At 46.7% G+C, this 25,039-nt stretch carries 21 protein-coding genes; 10 read left to right on the top strand and 11 right to left on the bottom strand.

The window, feature by feature from the left end; all coding sequences use genetic code 11:
- Nucleotides 1-68: 68 nt before the first annotated feature.
- Both BWI97_RS13740 and BWI97_RS13735 read right to left on the bottom strand, forming a co-directional pair.
- Nucleotides 69-1,091, bottom strand: a complete 1,023-nt coding sequence (locus tag BWI97_RS13740) for an acyltransferase (RefSeq protein WP_102201376.1) — start codon at nt 1,089-1,091, stop codon at nt 69-71.
- Between the two features lie 79 nt (nt 1,092-1,170).
- Nucleotides 1,171-2,085 (bottom strand): hypothetical protein, encoded by a 915-nt coding sequence (locus BWI97_RS13735; RefSeq protein ID WP_158242756.1) that lies wholly within the window; start codon nt 2,083-2,085, stop codon nt 1,171-1,173.
- Nucleotides 2,086-2,318: 233 nt separating this feature from the next.
- Between BWI97_RS13735 and nadC the strand changes: the two genes are divergently transcribed.
- Both nadC and nadA read left to right on the top strand, forming a co-directional pair.
- The gene (gene nadC, locus BWI97_RS13730) at nt 2,319-3,170 is read left to right on the top strand and encodes a carboxylating nicotinate-nucleotide diphosphorylase (RefSeq protein ID WP_102201374.1); all 852 of its coding nucleotides are present in this window, start codon (nt 2,319-2,321) and stop codon (nt 3,168-3,170) included.
- Nucleotides 3,171-3,273: 103 nt separating this feature from the next.
- Complete coding sequence (gene nadA / locus BWI97_RS13725; protein ID WP_369826591.1) at nt 3,274-4,278, top strand: quinolinate synthase NadA; 1,005 nt, start codon at nt 3,274-3,276, stop codon at nt 4,276-4,278.
- 116 nt (nt 4,279-4,394) lie between these two features.
- Here nadA and BWI97_RS13720 read toward each other — a convergent pair whose 3' ends face one another.
- From BWI97_RS13720 to BWI97_RS13705, 4 genes are all read right to left on the bottom strand, one after another.
- Nucleotides 4,395-5,363, bottom strand: a complete 969-nt coding sequence (locus tag BWI97_RS13720) for a MoxR family ATPase (protein ID WP_176454322.1) — start codon at nt 5,361-5,363, stop codon at nt 4,395-4,397.
- Nucleotides 5,364-5,489: 126 nt separating this feature from the next.
- Nucleotides 5,490-6,329, bottom strand: coding sequence for a peptide chain release factor N(5)-glutamine methyltransferase (gene prmC, locus BWI97_RS13715; RefSeq protein ID WP_094816283.1), 840 nt, complete (start codon nt 6,327-6,329; stop codon nt 5,490-5,492).
- 5 nt (nt 6,330-6,334) lie between these two features.
- Complete coding sequence (locus BWI97_RS13710; protein ID WP_141217590.1) at nt 6,335-6,571, bottom strand: DUF4834 domain-containing protein; 237 nt, start codon at nt 6,569-6,571, stop codon at nt 6,335-6,337.
- A 13-nt stretch (nt 6,572-6,584) separates the two neighbouring features.
- On the bottom strand, nt 6,585-7,217 hold the full coding sequence (locus BWI97_RS13705) for an NUDIX hydrolase N-terminal domain-containing protein (RefSeq protein ID WP_094816281.1): 633 nt from the start codon (nt 7,215-7,217) through the stop codon (nt 6,585-6,587).
- A gap of 147 nt (nt 7,218-7,364) precedes the next feature.
- Between BWI97_RS13705 and BWI97_RS13700 the strand changes: the two genes are divergently transcribed.
- From BWI97_RS13700 to BWI97_RS13690, 3 genes are all read left to right on the top strand, one after another.
- Entirely contained in the window at nt 7,365-8,888 is a 1,524-nt protein-coding gene (locus BWI97_RS13700) for a capsule assembly Wzi family protein (RefSeq protein WP_102201373.1), read from the top strand.
- A 377-nt stretch (nt 8,889-9,265) separates the two neighbouring features.
- Nucleotides 9,266-10,012 (top strand): ferritin-like domain-containing protein, encoded by a 747-nt coding sequence (locus BWI97_RS13695; protein ID WP_094816279.1) that lies wholly within the window; start codon nt 9,266-9,268, stop codon nt 10,010-10,012.
- A gap of 24 nt (nt 10,013-10,036) precedes the next feature.
- A complete protein-coding gene (locus BWI97_RS13690; protein ID WP_094816278.1) occupies nt 10,037-10,795 on the top strand; it encodes a ferritin-like domain-containing protein in 759 nt (252 codons plus the stop codon).
- Between the two features lie 126 nt (nt 10,796-10,921).
- Here BWI97_RS13690 and BWI97_RS13685 read toward each other — a convergent pair whose 3' ends face one another.
- Nucleotides 10,922-11,782, bottom strand: a complete 861-nt coding sequence (locus BWI97_RS13685; RefSeq protein ID WP_094816277.1) for an alpha/beta fold hydrolase — start codon at nt 11,780-11,782, stop codon at nt 10,922-10,924.
- A gap of 236 nt (nt 11,783-12,018) precedes the next feature.
- On the bottom strand, nt 12,019-14,847 hold the full coding sequence (gene carB / locus BWI97_RS13680; RefSeq protein ID WP_102201372.1) for a carbamoyl-phosphate synthase large subunit: 2,829 nt from the start codon (nt 14,845-14,847) through the stop codon (nt 12,019-12,021).
- A gap of 281 nt (nt 14,848-15,128) precedes the next feature.
- Between carB and BWI97_RS13675 the strand changes: the two genes are divergently transcribed.
- A complete protein-coding gene (locus BWI97_RS13675) occupies nt 15,129-16,013 on the top strand; it encodes a hypothetical protein (RefSeq protein WP_094816275.1) in 885 nt (294 codons plus the stop codon).
- A 46-nt stretch (nt 16,014-16,059) separates the two neighbouring features.
- Nucleotides 16,060-17,523 carry a hypothetical protein gene (locus BWI97_RS13670; RefSeq protein WP_094816273.1) on the top strand — a complete coding sequence of 488 codons (1,464 nt, stop codon included), beginning with the start codon at nt 16,060-16,062 and terminating at the stop codon, nt 17,521-17,523.
- Between the two features lie 52 nt (nt 17,524-17,575).
- Here BWI97_RS13670 and BWI97_RS13665 read toward each other — a convergent pair whose 3' ends face one another.
- The 3 genes from BWI97_RS13665 to BWI97_RS13655 form a co-directional block, all read right to left on the bottom strand.
- Nucleotides 17,576-18,568 (bottom strand): hypothetical protein, encoded by a 993-nt coding sequence (locus tag BWI97_RS13665; RefSeq protein ID WP_102201371.1) that lies wholly within the window; start codon nt 18,566-18,568, stop codon nt 17,576-17,578.
- Complete coding sequence (locus BWI97_RS13660) at nt 18,556-19,176, bottom strand: hypothetical protein (RefSeq protein WP_102201370.1); 621 nt, start codon at nt 19,174-19,176, stop codon at nt 18,556-18,558. Before BWI97_RS13660 ends, BWI97_RS13665 begins: the two co-directional genes overlap by 13 nt.
- Nucleotides 19,177-19,346: 170 nt before the next feature.
- On the bottom strand, nt 19,347-20,357 hold the full coding sequence (locus BWI97_RS13655; RefSeq protein WP_102201369.1) for an NAD(P)H-dependent glycerol-3-phosphate dehydrogenase: 1,011 nt from the start codon (nt 20,355-20,357) through the stop codon (nt 19,347-19,349).
- Nucleotides 20,358-20,669: 312 nt separating this feature from the next.
- Between BWI97_RS13655 and BWI97_RS13650 the strand changes: the two genes are divergently transcribed.
- From BWI97_RS13650 to BWI97_RS13640, 3 genes are all read left to right on the top strand, one after another.
- On the top strand, nt 20,670-22,793 hold the full coding sequence (locus tag BWI97_RS13650) for a SurA N-terminal domain-containing protein (protein ID WP_102201368.1): 2,124 nt from the start codon (nt 20,670-20,672) through the stop codon (nt 22,791-22,793).
- A gap of 141 nt (nt 22,794-22,934) precedes the next feature.
- Nucleotides 22,935-24,027, top strand: a protein-coding gene (gene prfB / locus BWI97_RS13645; protein WP_141217589.1) for a peptide chain release factor 2 whose coding sequence is annotated in 2 segments (ribosomal slippage) — nt 22,935-22,994 and nt 22,996-24,027 — 1,092 coding nt in all. Because the reading frame shifts where the segments join, the coding sequence is not laid out codon by codon here.
- Nucleotides 24,028-24,119: 92 nt separating this feature from the next.
- Nucleotides 24,120-24,902 carry an alpha/beta fold hydrolase gene (locus tag BWI97_RS13640; protein ID WP_102201366.1) on the top strand — a complete coding sequence of 261 codons (783 nt, stop codon included), beginning with the start codon at nt 24,120-24,122 and terminating at the stop codon, nt 24,900-24,902.
- Nucleotides 24,903-25,039 lie beyond the last annotated feature (137 nt).

The raw sequence follows: 25,039 nt of genomic DNA, 5'->3' as shown, positions 1-25,039 counted from the left end.
AGAATAGCTCGCTCAGCCATAGACCTTATTTTATTTTCAGAAGAAAGGAAAGACTATCGCTCACTATCCTATGGTACTACTCTTCTGGCTAACGCTATGGCCGGTTTTTCAATGCACTGATAAAACAAGGCAGCGAAAGCGAGGCAAACACCCAGAATACTTAGTCCAGCTAGACTTTTCAGTACCGGGCCAGAGGCAGGATACGTTAGTGTAAACCAGTTACGAAGAATTTCCACACCCAGCGTCCAGTGAATCAGATACAGAGAATAAGATAGTTGTCCTAATCGGTACAAGCTCTTCAAGGGTATCTGATAATTAGGTAAAATGACTAGTACCGCTAGAGTAGATGCTAGTGCATAGGCTTTCCCGTGAATCATTGCGATAAGAGCGAGAACTATACCCATCTGTATAGCGAAAGAAGAGCAAGAGATTAAGCCCCTATATCGTTTAAAACTTAAGATACCCGCCATAAACACATCAAAGTAGAAGGGCAGAAATCGTTCGGTTCCCTCATACACAGCGAAACGTAGACAAGTTAACAAGACCAGCCATAGAGTGAGGGTATGAATTACTTTGTTTCCCCGTATAAAAGGGACAATCAGACCGATTAGGGTATAAAACTGAATTTCAATAAATAGAGTCCATGCTACGGGGTTAATCCAAGGACTGTCCAGAAAAACATTGCCGTAAACCGCATTTAGTAACAAATTTTTGGAATTCAATGACGGCGTTTCCTTAGCTGAAACGACTGAATAGATATATAAGCTGCCCATGGCTATTACCAACGAAGCGATATACGGAATCTGGATTCGGATGATCCGACGAATCCAGAAAACCGGATACGCTTTTAAGGAATAACTTTTCTTATCCAGTGAATACGTGATAATGAACCCTGAGATGACAAAAAACATGGGTACCCAAAATCGTCCCATTTCCTGAAAATAACGGAAGTAGCGTTGGTAAAAAACGTCCTGGCTATCAAAGTAATTCAGCGTGAAAAAGATATGTACTATACATATACCTAAGGAGGCAATTCCCCGTAACCATTCGATGGATTCTATTCGAGTAGCATTTCTACTAGTATTGCTCATTAAGGATAGATAGACGTCAGTTTAGGTTAAGACACAAGGCTCGTTTAACTGCAAATAAAGTTAACCTTTCCATGGGTCTCTATTTTACTGTCTTACTAACGGCATTTTTTACCCGAATACCCAGTTCATTTCGTACCCGTAGATCTTTGGCCCGAAGTCGGTCGCGTAAGGCCAACCATTCCCGATTACTAAGGCCATCGGCAATGAAAGAATGGGTTTTAAAATCCTTCCGAATCACTTTCAGAGCGGGAAAACCTTTTCCCTTGGATTCATAAGCCACTTCACGTAGTTCCTCTAAAAGAAATACTTTTTGATACCCAGGCCACAGACGGTTTTTAATAATGAGTTCCGTTTCAGATAGACCTATATAATGTAAACTAGATGTCACTACACGCCAAAGCAAAATGGCTATAAAACCACAACTAAGGAAATACATAGGTTCCCGGTTAATTGGGTTGAGTAGTGGTACAAAAAACATAACGTTTATGAAGAGGAAGAAATAAAAGGGCATAGCCTGCCATACACTCCCTTGATAATAGATGGCCTTACTTGTGCTGTATTCCAGGACAGTTACTTGAGGCAAAGTAATGCGTGCTTGGCCCTGCAGTACAATCTGTTCCAGAAAGAGCTTCATCAACCAGCTATTCTGGTACATGTGATCAAAAAAGACGCGTTTGACATTTCCCTTGAATAACATCTGTACGCCCTCGCCCGTAGCCCATAGAAGTTTGGAGTGATGCTTGCCCGTCAATTCCAGTCGTTCCATATCTTTCCAGTAAAAGACTTCGGTACCGTTATAGATTAGCTTTTCAGTATCCAGAACGATCCTCGGAGCCTGCTCCCAGAATGACCAGGATCCGTAGAAGGAAGTAATAATTAAACCGATCCCAAACAGCATCGAGAACTGTTCACCCGTATTCGTTTTTTGCAGCCCGTAGTGACTAAAAAAAGAGTAAGAAAAGGCAATGCCTGCACCTAAACAGAACAATACCATAGCTACGAGATTCCCCCAGAAATAAAGCCAGTGACGCTTGGATTGAACAGTTAATAAAGGTCTTTTGTTAATCATATGTTTTCCGAAAAATGGTTTGAATAGAGGCTTTCCAATATACGCAATCCCATCAACAGGACCAACCCTTCTGGTAGGTTGCGTGAAGCTAAGGACCATTCACCCGAGGAAAAGTATTATTTTCGCTTACTAAACCAGCCTCTGGGAAGCTCTTTTATATGTACGGACAAGACATTCACGAATTCATACGCCTGGCTTTGCAGGAAGACGTAGGCGACGGCGATCACACTTCCCTGGCGACCATTCCACCTTTTGCCATGGGCCGGGCCCGCTTATTAGTAAAAGACACGGGCATCCTCGCCGGGGTCGAAGTGGCACAACTTATTTTCGCCGAAGTAGACCCGGAATTGAAGGTAGAGGTATTGCTTCAGGATGGTACGGCTATTCAAAAAGGAGACATCGCTCTGACCGTTGAAGGTAGTTCGCAATCGATTCTGAAAGCGGAACGCCTGGTACTGAACTGCATGCAGCGAATGAGTGGCATTGCGACCTACACGCGTAGTCTGGCCGATCTGATTACTGACTTGCCCTGTAAGCTGCTGGATACGCGGAAAACCACGCCCAATTTCCGCATTTGCGAAAAATGGGCCACGCGGATCGGCGGAGCCGTTAATCACCGCTATGCTTTGTACGACATGATTCTCATTAAGGACAATCACGTGGATTATGCCGGTGGAATCGAAGCTGCTCTTACGAAAGCGAACGCGTATCTGAAAGAAACCGGCAGAGACCTGCAAATTGAGATTGAAGTACGCAATCTGGCGGAACTGGACGAAGTACTGCGGGTCGGTGAAACGCAGTCACTCCACCGCATCATGCTGGATAATTTTAGCTTTGATGACATGCGGGAAGCCGTTCGCCGCGTGAATAAAAAATACCCTACGGAAGCCTCGGGTGGCATCAATGAGCAAACCATCCGTACCTACGCCGAATGTGGCGTTGATTTCGTATCGGTGGGTGCCCTAACCCATCAGGTAAAGAGTTTAGACCTTAGTTTAAAGGCCTGGTAACAACGAGAAAATAAGTTGAGTTTGGTGTTTGGGGTTTAGCGTTTTGAGTAAATGATCTTTGATGCTAAACCCAAAACGCTAAACTCCAAACCCAAAGAAATGTATGCCTGCTGTATTCCCCATGAGCACTGAAGAGGAAGTCAAACGTATTGGCTATATCAGTCGCTCTGTACCCAAGAATGTTGATTTAAAGGCCGAGATTCTTCGCATGAAAAAGGAGAAGAATGCGGTTATTCTGGCTCACTATTACGTGGATGGCGAAATTCAGGATCTAGCCGATTTCGTAGGCGACAGTCTGGGTCTAGCTCAGGCTGCCGAACAGACCACGGCGGATATGATCGTTTTTTGCGGCGTTCACTTCATGGGCGAAACCGCTAAAATTCTGAATCCAAACAAGAAGGTAGTCATTCCGGATTTTAATGCAGGCTGTTCGCTGGCTGATTCGGCTCCCAAAGAAGATTTTGCGGCGTTCAAAGCTCAGCATCCGGAGGCAGTCGTGGTGAGCTATATCAATTGCACGGCGGACATCAAGGCGATGACGGACATTATCTGTACTTCGTCAAATGCCCTGAAAGTCGTGGAATCCATCCCCGCCGATCGCCAGATCATCTTCGCTCCCGATGCCAACCTGGGTCGTTTCGTAGCCAAGAAAACGGGTCGGGATCTGATTTTATGGGATGGAGCCTGTATCGTTCACATTGACATTTCGCGGGAAAAACTGGCCAAACTACGGACCGAACACCCGAATGCCTTACTGGTAGCCCACCCCGAATGTAAGGAAGATATTTTGATGGAGGCCGACTATGTGGGTAGTACTACGGGTCTGCTGGCGTATGTGCAAACGTCTCCAAACAAGGAATTCATCGTAGCAACGGAAGCCGGAATTATGCACAAAATGAAGCTGGCTAATCCGGATAAATTGATCATTCCGGCTCCGGCCAATGAACAGAATTTCTGTGCCTGCTCCGAATGTCCGTACATGAAAATGAATACCGTTGAAAAACTGTACAACTGCATGTACTACGAAATGCCGGAAATCCACGTGCCGGAAGAAACGCGGGTGAAAGCATTGAAAGCCGTAAAAGCAATGCTGGAAATTAGTAAGTAGATATTTAGTTACTAGTTGTTGGTTGATCGTTGTTAGGGTTACCGTTTGGGATTTTCAGAGTGAATTTGACTCCCAGTAAAAACCAGTAACTAACAACCATTAACCAACAACCCCATCTATCGTCCGATTGCTACGCGTCGTAAGATAGAATCGATTACCTGTAGACTGGTAATGCCGTCGGCTTCGGCTTCGTAGTTGAGCAGTACCCGGTGATTCAGGACGTCGGGGGCTATTTCCTTGATGTCTTCGGGTAATACGTAATCCCGTTCGTCAAAATACGCCAGTACCTTGGCCCCAAGGTTCAGGGCGATACTGGCCCTTGGCGAGGCTCCAAACTGAATATAGCGGGCCTCTTCCTTCAAGCCGTACGTCAGCGGACGGCGTGTCGCAAATACCAGCTCGATGATGTAGTGTTCGAGCGTTTCAGAAATGGCAATCTGATTGATTTCTTTCCGAATTTCAAAGATTTCGTCCCGATTCAGGATCGGTTTCACTTCGTACACGGCCTCCATATTCGTCATCCGACGCATGACCTCCAGCTCATCCACCTTGTCTAGATAATCCACGAAAACTTTCATCATGAACCGGTCTACCTGAGCTTCCGGCAAGGGATAGGTTCCCTCCTGCTCGACCGGGTTTTGCGTAGCCATCACAAAAAAAGGCTTATCGAGTGGAAACGTCTGGTCACCAATCGTGACCTGTTTTTCCTGCATGGCTTCCAGTAAAGCCGATTGTACCTTGGCTGGGGCCCGGTTTACCTCATCGGCCAGAATCAGGTTAGCGAAGACGGGTCCTTTCCGTACCCGGAAATCGTCCATCTTCCGGTCAAAAATCATGGTTCCGACTAAATCTGCGGGAAGCAGATCCGGCGTAAACTGAATTCGGTGAAAGTCCAGATCCAGTACTTTTGCCAGCGTATTGATCGTAAGGGTTTTTGCCAGACCCGGAACCCCTTCCAGTAAGACATGCCCTCCCGTAAACAAGCCAATCAGTAAACGATTGAGCAGCCGTTCCTGTCCAACGACGACTTTGCTCATTTCGGTAAACATCTGTTTGATTTTTCGGGCGTGCTGTAGATCAGCCATAATATGCATGTTACGGAAACCGAGCTAGTTGCTAGTTCCGGAAAAACAGTTTTTTGTTCATAAGTGGTTCGTTAGAACCGGGGATCGAAAATAGGGCGGAATCCGTAGAAGGACAATCTTCATTCATTATTTACGGGCCAGAATCATCCGATCCCGTCCCGAAAGATCCGTTCTGATCTCCACGTGGTCAAATCCAGCTTTACTAAATTCTGCCGCTGTCTCTGGCCCCAGAGCCTGATTGATTTCAACCGCACAAAAGCCATTTTCCAGCAAATGCGTGCTGGCGTACTGAGCAATGGCCCGGTAAAAAATCAGGGGATCGTGGTCCGCTACAAACAGGGCCAGATGAGGCTCGTGGTCCAGTACATGGGGAAGCATGGTGGCGGCTTCGGCCTGTTTCACGTACGGCGGATTGGATACGATGGCGGCGTATCGCTGAGAGGGCAGGTCCTGAAGAATCAGGGCATTTTTCTGAATAAACTCGACGGTTACCCCCAAACGCTGGGCATTGTTTCGGGCTACGGTCAACGCTTCCGCTGAAACATCCAGAGCCGTTACCCGGGCATCCGGGCGTTCGGCAGCCAGCGTGAGGGCAATGCAGCCGCTTCCGGTACCGATGTCCAGTACTAGTGGAGCATCTGCTGCTTTTAATTCCTGTAACACCCATTGTACCAGTTCTTCGGTTTCGGGTCTGGGGATGAGTACCGCCGGGGTTACTGCAAACGTACGGCCGTAAAAATCAGCTTCTCCCAACACGTACTGTACGGGTTCCTGATTTTTCAATCGTTCCAGGAGAGGCGTTACCTCAGCCACCTCTGCGGGCAAGGGAGTATTGAGGGCGACAGCCGTTCGATTAAGCCCATACCGGTTTTCCAACACCAGGTACGCAATGGCTTTGGCTTCGTTGGAATCGTATACGCTGGCAAGAGTTTCGGAAATGTGTCGGAAGAGTACTTGGGCAGTCATGATTTTTACTCCTTCACTTCCTCATAATCAATATAATCGCCTCCCTTGTAGCCTTCTTTCTGGGGTGGAGCATAATCTACATTTACTTTCCCTTCACGTTGACGACTTTGGGCTTTCTCCTGACGGAACTCCCGCTCTACCCGCGAGAACTGATCTTTTAAAAACAGACGAAATACCCAGCGAACGATTCGTGGAAAAATAAAGCCAATGGCCATTACAATCAATAATATCTTGAAGATCATAGGGTTCTAAAGCTTAATCACACAACACAGGAGCGTCCGGATTTGTTGCAAAGTTAAACAGCATTTCGAGTTGCGAGGCTGTTACCCGGTCCTCTGATAACGGAAGCTCGGGGATTTCCGTTCGATGCACCCAGCGAACCTGCCCAATATCGTGACCATCGGCAGTAATCTCACCCCCAACGGCTTCACAGCGAATGAAAAACTTGTACACGTACCAGGGTTGGGGTGGATGCGGGTGCTGCCGCTTATCAAGTACCGCCAGCAAACGTACCGGTCGCACCAGTAATCCGGTTTCTTCCTGGGTTTCCTTCACGGCTACTTCTGTAGGGGTATACCCGATGTCGGCCCAGCCACCCGGCAACGTCCAGCGAAGATTATCGATTTTCTCCTGAACCATCAGTACTTCATCCTCACCCCGAAAAATTACGGCCCGGATGTCTACTTTGGGCGTTGGGTATTCACCCGTACCGCTAGCAAACAAAGGAGCAATTTTTTCGACAGGTTCGTCCGTGAGCGTGTGAAGCAATTCTATGCTAATCGTTCGTATTTCTTCGAAACGCTCCAAGTCGTAGGCATTGGGTGAATACGTTAAGCCCGCCTGAGCGAGGGCATTTAATCGTTTGGCAATTTCCAGAAGCTGACTCATGAAGGTCGATCAGTCGATGAATCACAAAAATAGCGGCCACTTCCCAAAGACTTCACGTAAAATTTATAAACAACTCATCTACGATCCTGGTTTGTACTGTTACTTTTACCGCTCCTGTCCAGTACCACACCTGTTTGTCGCTAATTCATGCCTCTTTGCCGGCCTACGTTACGGTTTTCTTTCGGAGCTTACGGTCTGATCCTGCTGGTGTGGCTGCTTTCCAGTACGGCCTGGGGTCAGCTTGCCAAGCCCTATACCCTGCAAGCCGAAGCCAGCGGACTCGTATCTGGTGCAGAGCAATCTCCTTTCTGGCTCCGGGCGAATCAATACGGACTGATTCCACTCGAAGCACCAGCGGGCCTGGTTCGGGCAGGCCTTTCGGTTGACTTCGCTACTCCACTTCCCGATTCCATCCAACGCAATCGTCGAAAGCTGGATTGGGGCCTGGGCGTCGAAGGAGCACTGGTCAGTGGTACCCAACAAAAATTTGTACTACCCGAAGCCTACCTGAAGCTCCGTTACGGAAAGATAGAACTCTGGGGAGGGCGTCGCCGGGAATTCATTGGTATTACGGATACTACACTCACTTCAGGTTCCATTGCCTGGTCCAATAATGCTCTGCCCATTCCCAAAATTCAGATCGGTACGGCGGGATTTATTCCACTAAAGTTTCTTCGCAATTTCGTTGCCTTACGCGGTACGCTGGCTCATGGCTGGTTTAATGTTCCGTATATCCAGGGAGCTTATCTCCATTACAAATCCCTGCATGGCCGTTTTGGAAAGCCTTCGGGCCGGGTTGCGGTGTACGTGGGAATCAATCACATGGTTCAGTGGGGAGGTCATGCCGATTATCTGCGTTCGTCACCTTTCGCAGTAAACGGTCATCTGACTACCAATCCGGGAGATTTTATTCGTGGTATTCTATTAGGTCAGCTTTCCAGCGAACGTAATAATGACCGCTTTACGGGTTTTGACGGCGAAAATCGCGTGGGTAATCACTTAGGGAACTATGACTTTGCCGTATCGATAAAAGGCAATGGCCAGTCCTTCCTGTGGTACCATCAACATCTATTTGAAGACCTGTCGGGCCTTTTATTCCTGAATGGATTTGATGGTCTGCATGGCTTTAGCTGGTCACTTCCCACCAGTTCCCGGCGTGTAAAACTTAACAAACTCCTTTTTGAATATCTGACTACTACCAATCAGGCGGGTTCAACCTTCGACATCACGGCCCGGTTTCAGGGAGGCGATAATTACTTCAACCATTCCCAATACATACAGGGCTGGTCGTATTATGACCGGGCGATTGGAACACCCTTACTGCCCGTTCGTTCCGAATTATTGAATGGAACGCTAACGAACGTACAGTTTTTCTTCCCGAATAATCGGGTCAATGCTTTTCATTTAGCGGGTCAGGGAAGTTTATTCGAAAAACTTAATTTTCAGGCTCGTCTCACGTACAGTCTCAACAGAGGGACTTTCTCATTACCTTTTCCGCGTACGCTTCCTCAATTCTCCTCGTTACTGGCTGTTTCTACGCATCCGGACTGGCTAAAAGGCTTCTCAGTAGCGACGCGAATTGCCTATGACGCAGGTGATTTATATCCGTCCACATTTGGGGCTTTTCTGTCCGTATCAAAAACCTGGTCGGGAATAAAGCAAGGAAAATAATTCCCAGTCCCCTAAAATTAGCGGTACGCGTTGTGGATTGATGTTTGGTATGATATTTTGTAAGGTTTGTTACCGTTAGATTTTGCCCAATCCCTTTAACCTGTTTGTATGTTATTAGCCGCCCCTATTAACTTCTCTAGCATCTTTTCGGATGTAAATTCATTGTACCTGTTCGCAGCTAATCACTACTTTCTTTCCGATTTATAAAAATATTGACAAAAATCAATTTTCTTTAAAACCGTAATCTGTGCTTTCGCGTACGTATCAATAACATTATCATTTGTTAATATATTTGCTTTCTTTACCGCTTTCATTGCATTGATCCGTTTTTCAACCCAAGCTGAACTTATTTACTAATCCTTTTTCAATAATAATTTATGAATCCTTCTTCTATTACCTCTGCTCAACCGGAAGGAAATCCTTCGGAGCGTAAAGCAGCTGTGGGTCGTCGTACGTTCCTCAAGTCGGCGGGCTTCACTTCTGCGGCAGCTGTTGGCTTATTCGCAGCGGCCTGTACGGATCACAACGGTGAACCTCCTGCTGGTGTCTTTGATTTGGGCCAGGGTGATTTAGGGGCCCTGAACTATGCCTATGCTTTGGAACAGCTGGAAGCAGCTTTCTATACTAAAGTAGTTGCCAGTGAAGCAGTTATGGGAAGATTTACGATGCAAGAGCGTACCATCTTCACGGATCTCAAGCTTCACGAAACAGCTCACCGCGACTTCTTCAAACTGGCCATCACGGCAGCGGTAAACGGTGATACGTCAAAAGTGTTACCAACGCTCGAAGTAAACCTTCCAGACGATCTGTTTGCCACGAAAGAGAAAGTACTGACGCTGGCGAAGACGTTTGAAGACCTCGGGGTTGCTGCTTACAACGGAGCTGGTAAATACATCGAAAACGTTGATTACTTACTCTTAGCAGGGAAAATTGTGTCGGTTGAAGCTCGTCACGCTGCCATCATCAGCAATTTGATAGCTCCTAAAACTGCCGCTTTTGCCAGCGATATGGAAGTAGATCCAGCATCTGGACTGGACAAGGCATTACTGCCTTCGCAGGTTTTGAAAATCGTTACGGACGGTGGCTTCATCAAAACTGCTTTTACTGCTAAATATCTTCCTTAGTAAGTTCTCAAACTTTCGATTGCTATGAATCTATTCGATATCTTTTCGAACATTGAAAAAGTTGACGCAGAAGCTGCAGATCGCTTTTCTTTCTATAATCGTCGCCACGTACTGAAATTTGGAGCAAAAGCTACGGCTCTGGCCGCTCTGCCTACTTTTTTCAGTTCAGTAGTTAATAAGGCATACGCTGCTTTGCCTAACGCGACGGAAGTACTCAAGTATGCCTTGACGCTGGAATACCTCGAAGACGCTTTTTACAAAAAGGGTCTGGCTACATCAGGTCTTATTCCGAGTATGGACCGGGCTATTTTTGCTCAGATCAGCAAACATGAAGACGCTCACGTGAAATTGTTGCAGGGTGCATTGGCACAACTCAACGTTACGGTTGCGATGCCTACGTTTGACTTCGGTCCTGCCTTCGATAACTACCAGAATTTCCTGGTGTACTCGCAGTCGTTTGAAGATTTAGGCGTTCGGGCTTACAAAGGTCAGGCTGGCGTTCTTAAACAAACGGATTACCTGACGGTAGCACTGCAAATTCACTCAGTTGAAGCTCGTCACGCGGCTATGGTACGTGCCCTTCGCGGTGACAAAGGCTGGATTCAGGGAAATAGCAGCGGTAATGCAGTGAAAGAAGTATACGCTGGTGAAGAGGTAGTGAAACAGGCGGGTGTATACATTGGCGGCTTACCCGGTCAAACGGATAATTCTGCTTCCGAAGCTTTCGACGAACCGCTCGATGAAAAAGCAGTATTAGCCCTGGCTGGACTGTTTATCAAGTAATAAAAGTTGTCCTGAAAAACTCCGGCTGGATCATCTGGCCGGAGTTTTTTCGTTTTTATAAATTAGTAGCGTAAACGAAAAGGGGACTCATTTTCATGAGTCCCCTTTTTTGGTTGATTGGTTTCCTTACCAGGTTGTACCACTGGGCACCGTACTGGAAGTTACCACTGGAACGGCCAGGAAGTCGAGCAAATCCTGATTCAGGCGAGGCCACTCCGTGTAGAAGAATCCGTGCGGAGCTCCTTCGTACGGAATCAGCTGCGATCCGGAAATATTTTCGGCCAGCAGTTGGCCCGAAATTTCGTAGGGTACCACCTGATCGCTGGTACCGTGAATGATCAGAGTTGGTACCTGGATACTAGCCAGATCAGCCCGTAAGTCGGCCTGGCTAAAGGTCAGAATATTGTCAACGGTTGCTTTGGGTGAAGCCTGCATGGCCAGTCCGTGGAACCAATCAGCCAGTTTGCTACTGACCGGATTGTTCAACAGACTTACACCAAAGAATTTCTTCGAGAAGTCTTCGATAAAGGCTGCCCGATCCTGTAAGGAGTTTTCGATCATTTCATCGAACATACTCTTATCGATTCCATCCGGAAAATCATCCGTCTTCATCATATGAGGAGCCGCGGCTCCGAGCAGTACCAGTTTCGATACCCGGGCTCCCTGATAGCGGGACATGTAGCGGATGGCTTCGCCACCACCCTGAGAAAAGCCTACGATGGTAACATCCTGCAGATCCAGAGCTTCAAATACAGCGTTCAGATCATCCGCCAGCGTATCATAATCGTAACCTTCCCAGGGCTTGTCGGACATGCCAAAGCCCCGGCGGTCGATCAGAATACAGCGATAATGATTTCCTAACTGATTTACCTGATACTCAAACATTTTGTGGTTTAGCGGCCAGCCGTGCAGGAATACAACGGGCTGTCCTTGTCCCCAATCTTCGAAAAAGATTTGAACGTCGGGGGCGGTTTCTACATAAGGCATACAAGTGAGCGTTTTAACCGATCAGACGGTTGTGGATAAAAAGGTATCACTCTATTGTATTAAAATCCCGTACCCGATTGACTAAAGGTAACATTGTAGCCGAACGGCCCCATTCCTAATCAATTCCTGCGTTTATGTGCTAGGTTTTTCCTCTTAATACCTTATAAATCAATAGGTTTATACGTAAAAAGCCCCGCTCAAAAGTGAGCGGGGCTGGATAAGTACTTCTGTAAAATCTAGCGACTCAAATACAGATTCCGTTCGCTGTAGATCTGCTGGAATACTTCGTCTGTAAGATCTTCGATGAAATAGATGGCTTCACCCGTCGATTTCATTTCAGGTCCCAGCTCCTTGTTTACACCGGGGAATTTGTTGAAAGAGAATACCGGGATTTTAATCGCGTATCCGTTTTTCACGGGGTTGAAATTAAAGTCCGTTACCTTCTTGTCACCCAGCATTACCTTGGTTGCGTAGTTTACGTAAGGCTCCTGGTACGCCTTACAGATGAACGGTACCGTACGGGAAGCCCGGGGGTTTGCCTCGATTACGTATACTTTTTCATCCTTGATGGCGAACTGAATATTGAGCAGACCTTTCGTGCGTAGAGCTACGGCAATTTTCTTGGTATACTCTTCAATCTGCTGGAGTACGTTTTCGCTCAAATCGAAGATCGGCAGTACTGCGTGCGAATCACCCGAGTGAATACCAGCCGGTTCGATGTGCTCCATAATACCAATGATGTGCACATTTTCTCCGTCACAGATCGAATCCGATTCCGCTTCGATGGCATTCTCCAGGAAGTGATCGAGCAGGATTTTGTTACCTGGAATATCGCGTAGTGTATTTACGACGTGTTGCTCCAGTTCTTCTTCGTTGATGACAATCTTCATCGATTGTCCACCCAGTACGTAGCTTGGGCGAACCAGCAAGGGATAACCCAGCGTACGGGCTACTTCCACGGCGTGATCGGCCGTTTCAACCGTATCAAATTTGGGATAGGGTACACCCAGATCACGTAACAGGCTGGAGAAAGCTCCGCGATCTTCGGCTAAATCCAGAGCTTCATAGCTGGTACCGATGATTTTGATACCGTACTTGGACAATTTCTCGGCCAGTTTCAGAGCCGTCTGACCCCCCAGTTGTACGATCACACCTTCCGGTTTTTCGTGCTGAATGATGTCGTATACGTGCTCCCAGAATACGGGTTCGAAGTACAGTTTATCGGCAATATCCGGGTCCGTCGAAACCGTTTCAGGATTCGAGTTGATCATGATCGTTTCGTAACCCGCTTCTTTCGCAGCCAGTACGCCATGGACGCAGGAGTAGTCGAACTCGATACCCTGACCGATCCGGTTGGGTCCTGAGCCCAGAATGACTACTTTTTTCTTCGGCGTTACGATCGACTCATCATCCGAAGTTTCTGAACCACTGGTAAATGTCGAGTAGAAATATGGTGTTTTCGCTTCAAATTCAGCCGCACACGTATCGACGCATTTGAATACGCGTTTGATACCCAGATCGTTCCGCTTCTCGTATACCTGGCTTTCCAGGCAGTCGAGCATGTGAGCAATCTGACGGTCGGCAAAGCCTTTGACTTTGGCTTCTTCCAGTAAATCTTTCGTAATGGAGTCGAGCGTATGTTTTTCGATCTCCTTTTCCAGACGAACCAAATCCTCAACCTGATACAGGAACCAACGATCGATTTTGGTGAGTTGCTGGATTTTCTTGAAAGAAATACCCAGGCGGAAGGCGTCATAAATGTGGAAGAGACGGTTCCAGGAAGGATTCGCCAGTGATTGCAGGATGGCTTCCTGATCGGTCAGTTCCTTGCCATCCGCTCCCATGCCATTCCGCTTGATTTCCAGCGATTGACAGGCTTTTTGCAGAGCTTCCTGGAAGTTACGGCCGATACCCATGGCCTCTCCTACGGATTTCATCTGCAGCCCCAGACGACGGTCCGAACCTTTGAATTTGTCGAAGTTCCAGCGGGGTACCTTTACAATAACGTAGTCAATGGCAGGCTCGAAGAAGGCCGACGTGCTGCCCGTAACCGGGTTGATCAGCTCGTGCAGACGGTAGCCAATGGCCATTTTCGCCGCAATTTTCGCAATCGGGTAACCCGTAGCTTTGGAAGCCAGAGCCGACGAACGCGATACGCGGGGGTTGATTTCAATGGCGATGATATCGTCGTTCGCAGGGTTTACGGAGAACTGTACGTTACAGCCACCCGCGAACTTACCGATGCCATTCATCATCATGATGGCCATATCCCGCATTTTCTGGTACAGGGTATCGGGCAACGTCATGGCAGGAGCCACCGTTACCGAGTCGCCCGTATGTACGCCCATCGGATCGAAGTTTTCGATCGAACATACGATGATGAAGTTTCCATCACCGTCGCGTAACAACTCCAGCTCGTATTCTTTCCAGCCCACAATTGACTGCTCGACGAGTACTTCGTGTACGGGCGACGCGTGCAGACCACGGTTGAGCATTTCGTCAAAATCCTTCGGATCATTCACGAAGCCACCGCCTGTACCACCCAGCGTATAAGAGGGACGGATTACCAGCGGGAAACCTACTTCCTGAGCAATTTCTTTTCCTTCCAGGAAAGAGCGAGCCGTGCGGCCTTTACAAACGCCCACACCCAGTTCCAGCATTTTCAGCCGGAATTTTTCCCGATCCTCCGTCGTCTCGATGGCGTTGATATCCACACCGATAATCTCCACGCCGTACTTCTTCCAGATACCGGCTTTGTCGCAGTCGATAGCTAAATTTAACGCCGTCTGGCCTCCCATAGTCGGCAAAACGGCGTCAACCTTGTGTTTCTGAAGAATCTCGATAATGGACTTTCGTTCCAATGGCTTGAGATACACATGATCAGCACTGAGGGGGTCTGTCATGATCGTAGCCGGATTGGAGTTGATCAGAATAACCTCGATACCCTCTTCGCGGAGGGAGCGAGCCGCCTGGGAGCCAGAATAATCGAACTCGCAGGCCTGACCGATGACAATGGGGCCGGAGCCAATAATCAGAACGGATTTGATGTCGGGATTTTTGGGCATTGTTTCAGGTATCAGTTAGCAGTTCGCTGATTTTGTAAAGCCTGAATTTCAAGGTCTTACTAAAACAGACAAACGAATAACGATCAAGGTCCCGGAAAGGGCCGGGCAAAATTCGTGCAAAATTAGGGGATCGGAAGCAAACGAAAGAACTTGCACCCAAAATTTCTAAAAAGTTTCTTGATTGCCGGAGGCTTTGGAGGGAATACCCTTTCTTTGTGATAGGGACTTTACAAACTTTTTCCGGTAAGGTTCGTTCTCGTATTAACCAGTTGCAGTTCTTTATGCCTTCTCGCCTACCCGTAGATGTCGCTATTAATGTATACGGCAAACCTTATCAAACCGCAGTTACGCTTCTTTCCCTGCTAAAGCATTCAGGGCAATGGATTGATAAGATTTATTTCATTGAAGAACGGAAACAACCTCAAGGCACTGACTTTTCCTTTTTGTACCCGCTCTTAGGTGATAAACTCATTCGGTATCGGCCCTGGTTCTGGTTATGGACCAATCCATTCAAGAAAGAATGGCTCATGAAACTTCCCTTCATTCGGCGTGCCATCCGGTATCAGTACGCCTGGGAAAAGTCTGATAAGAAATTTCTGTTGGTTACGCATAATGATGTGCTCTATGAAAAAGATCTGGTGGGCGTTTATCTCTCCGAAATCGGCGATCACATTGGCGTAGGTAAAGTAGGACAATGCTGGAATTGCCCCGCCTATTTTGCGAACAAGTGTAACAGTGAAAAATACTGGGATTACCGGCCTTCAAAAGAGGAGGTGCAGGAATTAGTTCGTCAGCACCCCGGAGCCCGGACGGTCCATTTTGACTATGAAATGAATCGTCGTAGCTCCTGGCCTATTCCCGAATGTCGCCTGAATGAATACACGGCTCTGTTGAATCTGGACCTGGCCCGTCCACTCACGACGCCCCAGGGTCCGGCGACTGCTTTCGGAAATATTGACGGACTGGATACCGCTACTGGCTGGTTCTGGTCGATCAGTAATGCGGGGTATCGTGTCAAGCACGTAGACTTTGATCCGTACGCCACTCACGACTGGACGGGTGGTATGAACAGTGGCCATGCAGCCCTGTTTGATCATCAATTGTACGAAAAAGGCGAACTCATTGCGAAAGAGTACCTGATTCAGGAGTACGGCCTTGATCTGTAGTTTCACTTCTCACTATATAAAACGATTTATTCCTCGGAACCCGCTTATGAAGACTTTTTCCTATGTTAAAACCGCACTGGTTTTAGTAGTCGCCAGCGGCCTCTTAACCAGTTGTAGCGATCTGGGTTTTCTACTCTCGCCTAAGAAAAACAATGCTGTTGATGAACGCGGACGTGGCGATGGAACCGGAGGTGGGAATCCCAATCCTCCCGTTATAAAGCCCGCATCCATGGTATACCTTACCAGCGAAAGCATGAAAGTAGGGTTTAGTATGGACTACGGTGGAGCCATCACTTATCTGTCGCCTGCCAATAGCTCTACCAGCATAATTAATAACTTTGACCTGGGTCGTCAATTACAGTATGCGTATTATTCGTATCCCCTGGAAACGTACAAACCTAATGGTGTTTCTCCACATCCCGCTTGGGCAGGTATGGGCTGGGATCCAATTCAGACTGGAGACGTTTATGGCAATGGTTCCCGGGTGATCGAGCGACGGGTAGAAGGTAACAAACTTTACTTTAAAACCATTCCCATGCAATGGGCCTTCAATAATGTCCCCTGTGAGTGTACCGTCGAGACGTATGTTGAGCTAAAAGGGAATGTACTGGAAATGCGGAATGTATTACAAATGAATCGGACGGACAGCTATTCGCTCGTAAGCCGAGGTCAGGATATAGCAGGTGGATTTCTAACTTCCGATTTCACTCGTGGCAAGGCCTACTGGGGTTTAGCACCTTTTACTAACGCACCGCTAACTGACATTGACTTAGCATCACCACCCTTTACCAATGGTACGACCAACAGTATTGAAATGTACTTACCCGAAAACTGGACGTATATTTATAATGACAAGGGTGTTGGACTTGGTATGTGGGTTCCATCGGTTACTTATTTTTCTACGGAGATGATCGGTCGGCCTAATGTAGGTGATGAATTCAGTGGCAACACAGGAAGGATCGGAGCTCACATGAACGAGGTCTTAGATCGTAATCTTCGCTATGAGAGCAAATTTGCGTATATCTTAGGTACTGTCGAACAAACGCGTCAATACGCCACCGAGCATAAGAGCGAACAGATCAAGCCTGACTTTAACTTTGCTAAAGACCGACAACACTGGAATTATTTCAATGAGATCGTCGAAGCTCCTTTTAATGGAGAATGGAATATTGATTTAGATAATAGCTTGGCTAGTTTGTGGAGCCCTGATTTTGTATGGGATACCCGAAAAGATAAGAAACTATATATCCAGATGGCTTATGACGGTAGTGGAGAAAAAATGACAATCGTAGGATTTCGTCAAAATTCTTCTCGCTTAGTCGATTATACTCACCTAGAAACAACTCTTAAACTGATTCCGGATGGGCAGTATCATACCTATGAATTGAACGCAGGAGATATACCGGAATGGCAAGGTATGATTCGTAAAATCATTGTCAGCGTACCGAAAGAAAATCAGAAAGGGAAGCGACTAAAGATTAAAACTATTTCGACAAATAAACCTTCCTAATTAAAAAAGGCTTCCTCAGAGGAAGCCTTTTTTAATTGCCTCGGACATACCTTTAAGGCTTTGTCCATTTTTGAGCAAGCCACTTTATAGTATCCTTGCGGAATAGACCTAATTCGTAGGTTCCTGCGGGCATGGTTTCTACTAATACAATCGCTTTCCCACCTTGAGCGAATACATGGCCTGTCGTTGCAAAATTACCGAATGCATTAGAAGTGGCCCGGAAGGGTGCTAAAAAGGTATGATTTACTGAATCTTTTATGACCAGATACGTACTTGCTTCATTTAAATTTATTCCAGACGTTTCTGCTACAAAAGCTTCCGTTCCACTATACATCTGGCCTGGATAATACTGGTACCGTATCGAATCTGGGGATGTTATTTGAGTAGCCTTTTTCAGTCTATTCCGTAGTTCAGCAGGGAAACGATACATACCGTTTTTAATAAGCTCGGGATAAAATCGTTTTGTAATCTTATTGTCACTTTCGTATACACTCATAAATTTATCGTTTTCCTGCCAGTTCACGGCTTCAGCTTCCATAAAGTGTTTACGATACATCAGGGTAGGCCAGTATGTATACCAAACTAAAGCCGAATAGATTACCGTCATGATAACCAGAGAAGCTATCAGGTATTTTTTCCAATGATAATTAGCAATCAAAAAGACAACTAAAACATAAGCTCCAACCACTGCGTACGTAGCATAAATCTGATACCTACCGATAACGGATAGTCCCAGCCAGGAACGTGACAAGGAAACTAATCCAGCCGTGAAAATTAGAAAAGCCACTAAAGCCCAGACTGGAAAAACGTTCATCTGACGGGTCCGTACAAAATAGATAAGTGCTCCTACGGCAATACCAACAATGAATAAGCCAACCAGCATTGCTTTCCCAGTATTGGTAACGGAAATATTGGCTCCCAGAAAAACAAATACGTACTGAATTAATCTTACTGGATTAGCTAAACTTTCTCCGTAATGCGAAGGACTAGTTTGGTTAAAACCAATAAAGTAACTGGCGGCGGCAATGCCTATCAAAAAAGCCATATAGCTACTTCCTTTTTACGTTGCTGCATCAATAAGAGTAGTATCCCTGGAAACCAGACAAGCAAACCATTTCCACTGGTAAAAATCGCCAGAATAGCACTTATACAAGCAGTAATAAAACAGGACTTTTTATCAAATTGTAAAAGATGCAGGGACAGTAGCACCCAGAAAATAACCAGCGTATGCTGTACTACACAAATCAGCCAAAGACTATCTTCCCAATAGACGGGCTGAAATAACAGGAATGTTACAGGAACGAAAAACCAGAGAGATAAAGATGACCGTCTGATGTATCTGTAAAGAATATAAGCCGAGCCCAGTATGCTTAAGTTTCCTATCAATAGAACCGTTTTGACGTTGATTTCCCCCTGGATTAAATAAGTAAGTAGCATTAATAACCGGGGCACGACAATTCGGTGTTCGGCATGTACGGAGAAAGCATCCTTCCAGAAGTGTAGCCAGCTGACTTCCGGTAATTTATACGTGTATAGAAAATACATCAGGATCGAATCATCGGCCCAGGGTAGATTGACGGCTACCTGATTAATTACTATATAAAAAAAGACAATGGGAATACAGGCAATGAAGAAGGGTAAAGCTTTACGCATTGATTCGGCGGTTTCATTGAATTCATGATCCTTCTTTGTTAAGTAAACGAATTGTTAAAAGAAGGATCAAGAGGGGAAGAATAAGCAGACCCAAAAATACAGCGGAAGAGGCAAAATATATATTCTTTTTAGAACTATACTTTGCCTCTTCCGCTGTATTTTTTAAACTACTACCGCAGCAGATTTTTCAGAATTTCAATTTCAACGGCCGGAGATGAACGTTCATATAAAATGGAATAGACCGCATTCACGATAGGCATGTCTACTTCAAATTGGCGATTAATTTCGTAGATGGACTTAACGGCATAGTACCCTTCAGCCACCATATTCATTTCCATCTGGGCAGATTTAACACTGTATCCCCGACCAATCATGCTTCCAAACGTACGGTTTCGGCTGAATTGGGAATAGGAGGTTACCAACAAGTCTCCCAGATACGCCGAACCCATCAAATCACGATAGTACGGATAAATGACGTCCAGAAAACGCTTGATTTCCTGCATGGCATTCGAGACCAGCACGGCCTGAAAATTGTCACCATATCCAATACCATGACAGATTCCGCAGGCCAGAGCAATAATGTTTTTCATGACCGCACAGTATTCAACCCCGTACAAATCCGTTAACGGGTGCGTACTGACGAAACGGCAATTCATCAAATCCGCAAAAGTCGTAGCCCGCTGCAGATCGGGTGAGGCAATCGTTAGATAGGACTGCTTTTCCAGAGCTACTTCCTCGGCATGACAGGGACCGGCAATCACGCAGAACTGATCCTGCGAAACGCCGTACGTTTTTTCCAGCCAGTCGGTGACCAGCAGATTTTCACCCGGAATCATCCCCTTGATTGCCGAGACAACCGTTTTACCCGTAAAATCTTCCGGTTTTAATTCGGACAAAGCTTCTACTATAAAAGCAGCAGGTACGGCCAGAATAATGACTTCACTTCCTTTCACGGCGTCATGCAACCGCGTAAACGGTTTGACCCGTTTAGGGTGCAGTACTACGCCACTCAGATAGCGGGGATTGCTGTGAAATTTACGGATGTGTTGAGCGTCTTCGCGGTTACGCAACCACCAACGAATTTTTACTTCGTTTTCGGAAAGAATACGAATGATGGCGGTTGCCCAGCTCCCTCCGCCAATGACTGCCACAGACGTAGGCGTTTTACTAGCTTCGTTCAAGGTGTAAAATCAAAAAAGTTGCCTAGAAGGTAGCGAAGCCGCTGCTTTAGTTCAGGTCACTCCCCCCCTATTTCAGGTAAGGAATGACTTGATTTTTTACGCCTTTTCTACGCAACGCTTCTCAGAAATATCGTTTCGGTCGGGTGAAAATACAGCATGTATGTTGAATCTCTCCCATTCATTCCTGAAAAACCCGATGGGTCTCCGGCCTTACTTCGTAAATACAGGAATTAGTTTCCTGAAAAGCAGTCAGGATACGTTTGGGAATCACTAGAAAAAAACGTTAATTTGCGGTTCTAATAAAATGGTCGTATGGCTTTAGTTAACAAAATCAGAGAACGTTCAGGAATTGCAATTACCATTATTGCCATTGCCCTCATTCTATTTATTGTGGGCGGTGACCTCCTCGGATCGCGGGGACTTTTTGGTGGGAAAACTCAAAAAGTAGGCGAAATTGCCGGAAACAGTATTCTGGCCCAGGATTTCCAGAAAAAATTGGACCAGGCCCGCGTCGAGTACGAAGCTCAGTCAGGTCAGTCAGCCAATGATCAGGTGCTGGCCCAGCTCCGCGAGAAAGTCTGGAATGATCTGTTAATCGATTATGCGTACCAAAAAGAATTTGATGCCTTAGGACTGACGCTTTCCGATGAGGAAAAAACGGATATGTTCTTCGGTAAATATATTGACCCCGCTGTACGGCAGAGTTTCACGGATCCTCAAACGGGTATCTTCGACAAAAACCGCGTTCGTCAGCAACGGGAGCAAATCATGAAAATGCCCGCTGGTTCGATTCAGCAACTGGGCTGGCAGGCTTTCGTACGCGACATTCAGCGTCAACACCTGATGTCACGGTACGTGAACCTGATCCGTATGTCGAGCTATGTTACGACGGCCGAAGCGAAGAAAGATTACGAAGGACAAACGGCGAAAGTGGACGCTAAATACCTGTACGTACCCTTCTACTCCATTGCGGACTCTACCATTAAAGTGACCGATTCAGAGTTGAAAGATTATCTGAATGCTCACAAGGACGAATATAAAGGAGCCAATACGCGGAGCCTCGATTACGTAGCTTTCGGTGTTGTACCGTCAAAAGCAGATAGCGTAGCTTTGAAAAACACGCTGACTCAGCTGGCGAAAGATATGGCCAAGTCACCTAACGACTCGTCTTTCGCCCGGATGAACTCCGATGTACCGCATCCGTTGTACTGGAGCCTGCGTGACATGGACGATCAATTGAAAGAAGCCGTAAAAGGATTTTTCCCCGGTCAGATTGCCGGTCCTTTCCGTACCGATAATACGTATACCATTTATAAGTATACGGGTATGAAACGCGATTCGCTGTATACGGTTAAAGCTAGCCATATCCTGATTCGTCCTACGAATGAATCGGATTCAGCGAAAGCTTCTGCTCGGGTACGGGCTGAAAACATCCTGAAAGAACTGAAAGGTGGAGCGGATTTTGCCGCTATGGCTGCCCAGAATGGTTCAGATGGTACGGCTCAACGCGGTGGCGATCTGGGTTATTTCCAGAACAATGGCTCTATGGTGAAACCGTTTGAAACGGCCGTGTTCGGCTTCAACGGTACGGGTCTGCTTCCGAACGTAGTTGAAACGGATTTTGGTTACCACATCATCAAAGTAACTGAAGCGAAGAACAACATGCAGTACCGCATTGTAGCTGTTTCGAAACAACTCGGGCCCAGCCAGGCTACCCGCGACGAGGTATACCGCAAAGCAGATGCGTTTGCTGCTGCTAATAAGTCGCTCGAAGATATAGAAGCGGCTACGAAGAAAGATAAATCGCTGGTATTGTTGAAAGCAAACCGTATTCCCGAAGGATCGACGAACCTGAACATGATGCAGAATGCTCAACCCGTCGTTCGTTGGGCGTTTGACGACAAAACGGACGTAGGTGATGTATCGCAGGTATTCGAAGTAAACGACGCCTACATTGTAGCTGCTCTGACGGGCAAAACTTCGGAAGATGAAGTGAAAGTAGATGATTTCCGCGATGAGCTGACGGCCAAAGTGCGAAACGAACGCAAAGCCGAAGAAATCATGAAGAAACTCGGTGGACTGGCTGGTGCCGGTACGCTGGAGTCTATCGCTCAGAAATACGGAGCCGGTGCCCTGGTAGAATCAGCCAACGATCTGACCCTGACCAGCGGTCTGCTGACTTCAGCAGGTGCCGATCCTACGGCTCTGGGTAAAGCATTTGGTATGAAACCCGGTCAGAAATCGAAGCCTTTCAAAGGTGAGGGTGGTGTATTCATCATGGAAACCCTGAAGAAAACGCCTGCTCCGGCAATCGCTGATTACGCTCAGTACAAAAACACCGCATTACAGATGGAGCTGCAACGTTCCGGTTACTTCGTGAACGAAGCCATTCGCGATAACGCGAAGGTGAAAGATTACCGGGCGAAATTCTTCTAGGAACAACCTTACGGATTTTAAAGTTAATAATCCGTATGTCGGATAACGAAAACCCGGCTTAGGCCGGGTTTTCGCTTTTATAAGAAAAACGATTATCATCAACCATAGCTTTTCGTCGGCAACGACGAACTTCCTAAGCATATGACACAAGACAAGTTGAAAGACTTGAAGGCCAGCATAGAGGCCTTGAGGGGGTACCTTTGACTACGATGGCAAAAAGTACCAAATTGAAGAATTAGAACAGAAAACACTCGATCCAGAATTCTGGAATGATCGCGACCGGGCGGAGAAAATCCTGCGGGAGATTCGGGGCCTTAAATTCTGGACGGAAGGTTTCGACCAGCTCAATCAACACTTGGGCGATACGGAAACCATGATGGAATTTCAGGAACTCGGCGAAGCCAGCGAAGCAGACGTGGAAGCCGAAGCAGCGAAGCTGGAAGCGAAGCTGGCCGAAATTGAATTCCGTAAAATGATGTCCGATGAAGGCGACAATATGGACGCTGTACTGGAAATCAACGCCGGAGCCGGTGGTACCGAATCGCAGGATTGGGCGAATATGTTGCTTCGCATGTATACAATGTGGGCTCAGAAAAACGGATTCAAGATCAATGTTGTTAACGTAGCCGATGGCGATGTTGCGGGTGTTAAATCAGCTACGCTCGAAATTCTGGGTGAATATGCCTACGGCAATTTGAAGGCCGAAATTGGTGTGCACCGACTCGTACGGATTTCACCCTTTGATTCCAACGCCCGTCGCCATACTTCTTTTGCATCGGTATTTGCGTACCCGCTGGTAGACGACACCATTGAAATTGAAATCAATCCGGCGGACATTGACTGGGATACCTTCCGAAGTGGTGGAGCGGGTGGACAGAACGTGAACAAGGTGGAAACGGCCGTTCGCCTGAAACACAAACCTTCGGGGATTATCATCGAATGTCAGCAGGAACGTAGCCAGTTGCAGAATAAAGAAGTTGCCTTACGATTACTGAAATCGCGACTGTACCAGATGGAGCTGGAAAAACGTCTGGCTGCCAAAGCTGAATTGGATGCTACCAAACGTAAGATTGAATGGGGCAGTCAGATTCGTAGTTATGTACTGGACGATCGCCGGGTGAAAGATCACCGTACGGGTCACCAGACTTCCAATACCGACGCCGTTCTGGATGGGGAAATCAACGACTTCATCAAGGCGTATCTCATGTCGGACGTAAGTGAAGAACAGAGTTAATGAAAAGGGTACCGACAGGGTACCCTTTTTTATGCATTGATCATGCTCTTTTTTCGGGAGAATGCTTAGCGGCTTTTTTATAGCCATCCACTATGTCACTGATTACCTATCATCGCTGGGGAAATGGGCCTGAGGTCTTGATTGCTTTTCATGGGATTGGGCAAAGTCATCAGGCTTACCAAAGCTGGGCCGAACAGCTGGGTACGCTTTATACCCTTTATGCTTTTGATCTTCCCTATCATGGAGCTAATGCAAGAACTTCTTCCGAAGCTTTTTCCAAAGCGGAATGGCAGGCTCAGTTCAACGATTTTCTGGATGATCAGTCGATCGAAAATTTCAGTGTAGTCGGTTTTAGTATGGGGGGACGTTTTGCCCTGGCTACGCTGGAAGGATTTGCCGCTCGTATACGTCACGTATTTTTGCTGGCTCCGGATGGCATTCGTGAAAACCCTTATTATAGATTAGCGGTGCATAACCCATTAAGTCGTTTGATTTTCAAATACACGGTCTTCCATGTTTCCTGGCTCATGAAGCTGGCCGAATGGTTAGGGAAAGTCAAGCTGATTCATCCCAGTACCATGCGATTCGCTTTGTGGATGCTGGATTCTCCGGAAAAACGGACGCGGGTGTATCATTCATGGATTGCCTTTCGTCACTTGCGTTTCTCGCAGGCATCGCTTGTGAATCTGCTCAATCAGCACGCGATACCGGTTCAATTTTTCATGGGTACGTTTGACCGCATGATGCCTCCTCCACTCGTTAGCCCTTTGTGCAAACAAGTGCCAACGGCAAGTCGGGTTGTATTACGATGCGGGCACAACCACCTGATTCAACATACAGCCGAATACTTACAACGCAAAAAGCTCCAGGCCTAGCCTGAAGCTTTGTATATATGCAAACAGAGTAGTTAACTTAAGAAGCGACGTCCGTCTTGATTTGATGAATAACTTTTCCAAACGTAGTCTGAATTCCTTCAATAGCTCCCATCACTAGGCACAGCGGAATCAGAATT

It is taken from the genome of Siphonobacter sp. BAB-5405, assembly GCF_002872335.1.
Lineage (GTDB): Bacteria > Bacteroidota > Bacteroidia > Cytophagales > Spirosomataceae > Siphonobacter.
Note: the sequence above shows the minus strand (reverse complement) of the source record. Positions and strands in the feature narration are given on the sequence as shown.

What these genes read in the sequence shown, in the direction of transcription:
- BWI97_RS13740 (WP_102201376.1), bottom strand. Translation starts at nt 1,091, where the DNA reads ATGAGCAATACTAGTAGAAATGCTACTCGAATAGAATCCATCGAATGG.
- BWI97_RS13735 (WP_158242756.1), bottom strand. Translation starts at nt 2,085, where the DNA reads ATGGTATTGTTCTGTTTAGGTGCAGGCATTGCCTTTTCTTACTCTTTT.
- nadC (WP_102201374.1), top strand. Translation starts at nt 2,319, where the DNA reads ATGTACGGACAAGACATTCACGAATTCATACGCCTGGCTTTGCAGGAA.
- nadA (WP_369826591.1), top strand. Translation starts at nt 3,274, where the DNA reads ATGCCTGCTGTATTCCCCATGAGCACTGAAGAGGAAGTCAAACGTATT.
- BWI97_RS13720 (WP_176454322.1), bottom strand. Translation starts at nt 5,363, where the DNA reads ATGGCTGATCTACAGCACGCCCGAAAAATCAAACAGATGTTTACCGAA.
- prmC (WP_094816283.1), bottom strand. Translation starts at nt 6,329, where the DNA reads ATGACTGCCCAAGTACTCTTCCGACACATTTCCGAAACTCTTGCCAGC.
- BWI97_RS13710 (WP_141217590.1), bottom strand. Translation starts at nt 6,571, where the DNA reads ATGATCTTCAAGATATTATTGATTGTAATGGCCATTGGCTTTATTTTT.
- BWI97_RS13705 (WP_094816281.1), bottom strand. Translation starts at nt 7,217, where the DNA reads ATGAGTCAGCTTCTGGAAATTGCCAAACGATTAAATGCCCTCGCTCAG.
- BWI97_RS13700 (WP_102201373.1), top strand. Translation starts at nt 7,365, where the DNA reads ATGCCTCTTTGCCGGCCTACGTTACGGTTTTCTTTCGGAGCTTACGGT.
- BWI97_RS13695 (WP_094816279.1), top strand. Translation starts at nt 9,266, where the DNA reads ATGAATCCTTCTTCTATTACCTCTGCTCAACCGGAAGGAAATCCTTCG.
- BWI97_RS13690 (WP_094816278.1), top strand. Translation starts at nt 10,037, where the DNA reads ATGAATCTATTCGATATCTTTTCGAACATTGAAAAAGTTGACGCAGAA.
- BWI97_RS13685 (WP_094816277.1), bottom strand. Translation starts at nt 11,782, where the DNA reads ATGCCTTATGTAGAAACCGCCCCCGACGTTCAAATCTTTTTCGAAGAT.
- carB (WP_102201372.1), bottom strand. Translation starts at nt 14,847, where the DNA reads ATGCCCAAAAATCCCGACATCAAATCCGTTCTGATTATTGGCTCCGGC.
- BWI97_RS13675 (WP_094816275.1), top strand. Translation starts at nt 15,129, where the DNA reads ATGCCTTCTCGCCTACCCGTAGATGTCGCTATTAATGTATACGGCAAA.
- BWI97_RS13670 (WP_094816273.1), top strand. Translation starts at nt 16,060, where the DNA reads ATGAAGACTTTTTCCTATGTTAAAACCGCACTGGTTTTAGTAGTCGCC.
- BWI97_RS13665 (WP_102201371.1), bottom strand. Translation starts at nt 18,568, where the DNA reads ATGGCTTTTTTGATAGGCATTGCCGCCGCCAGTTACTTTATTGGTTTT.
- BWI97_RS13660 (WP_102201370.1), bottom strand. Translation starts at nt 19,176, where the DNA reads ATGCGTAAAGCTTTACCCTTCTTCATTGCCTGTATTCCCATTGTCTTT.
- BWI97_RS13650 (WP_102201368.1), top strand. Translation starts at nt 20,670, where the DNA reads ATGGCTTTAGTTAACAAAATCAGAGAACGTTCAGGAATTGCAATTACC.
- BWI97_RS13640 (WP_102201366.1), top strand. Translation starts at nt 24,120, where the DNA reads ATGTCACTGATTACCTATCATCGCTGGGGAAATGGGCCTGAGGTCTTG.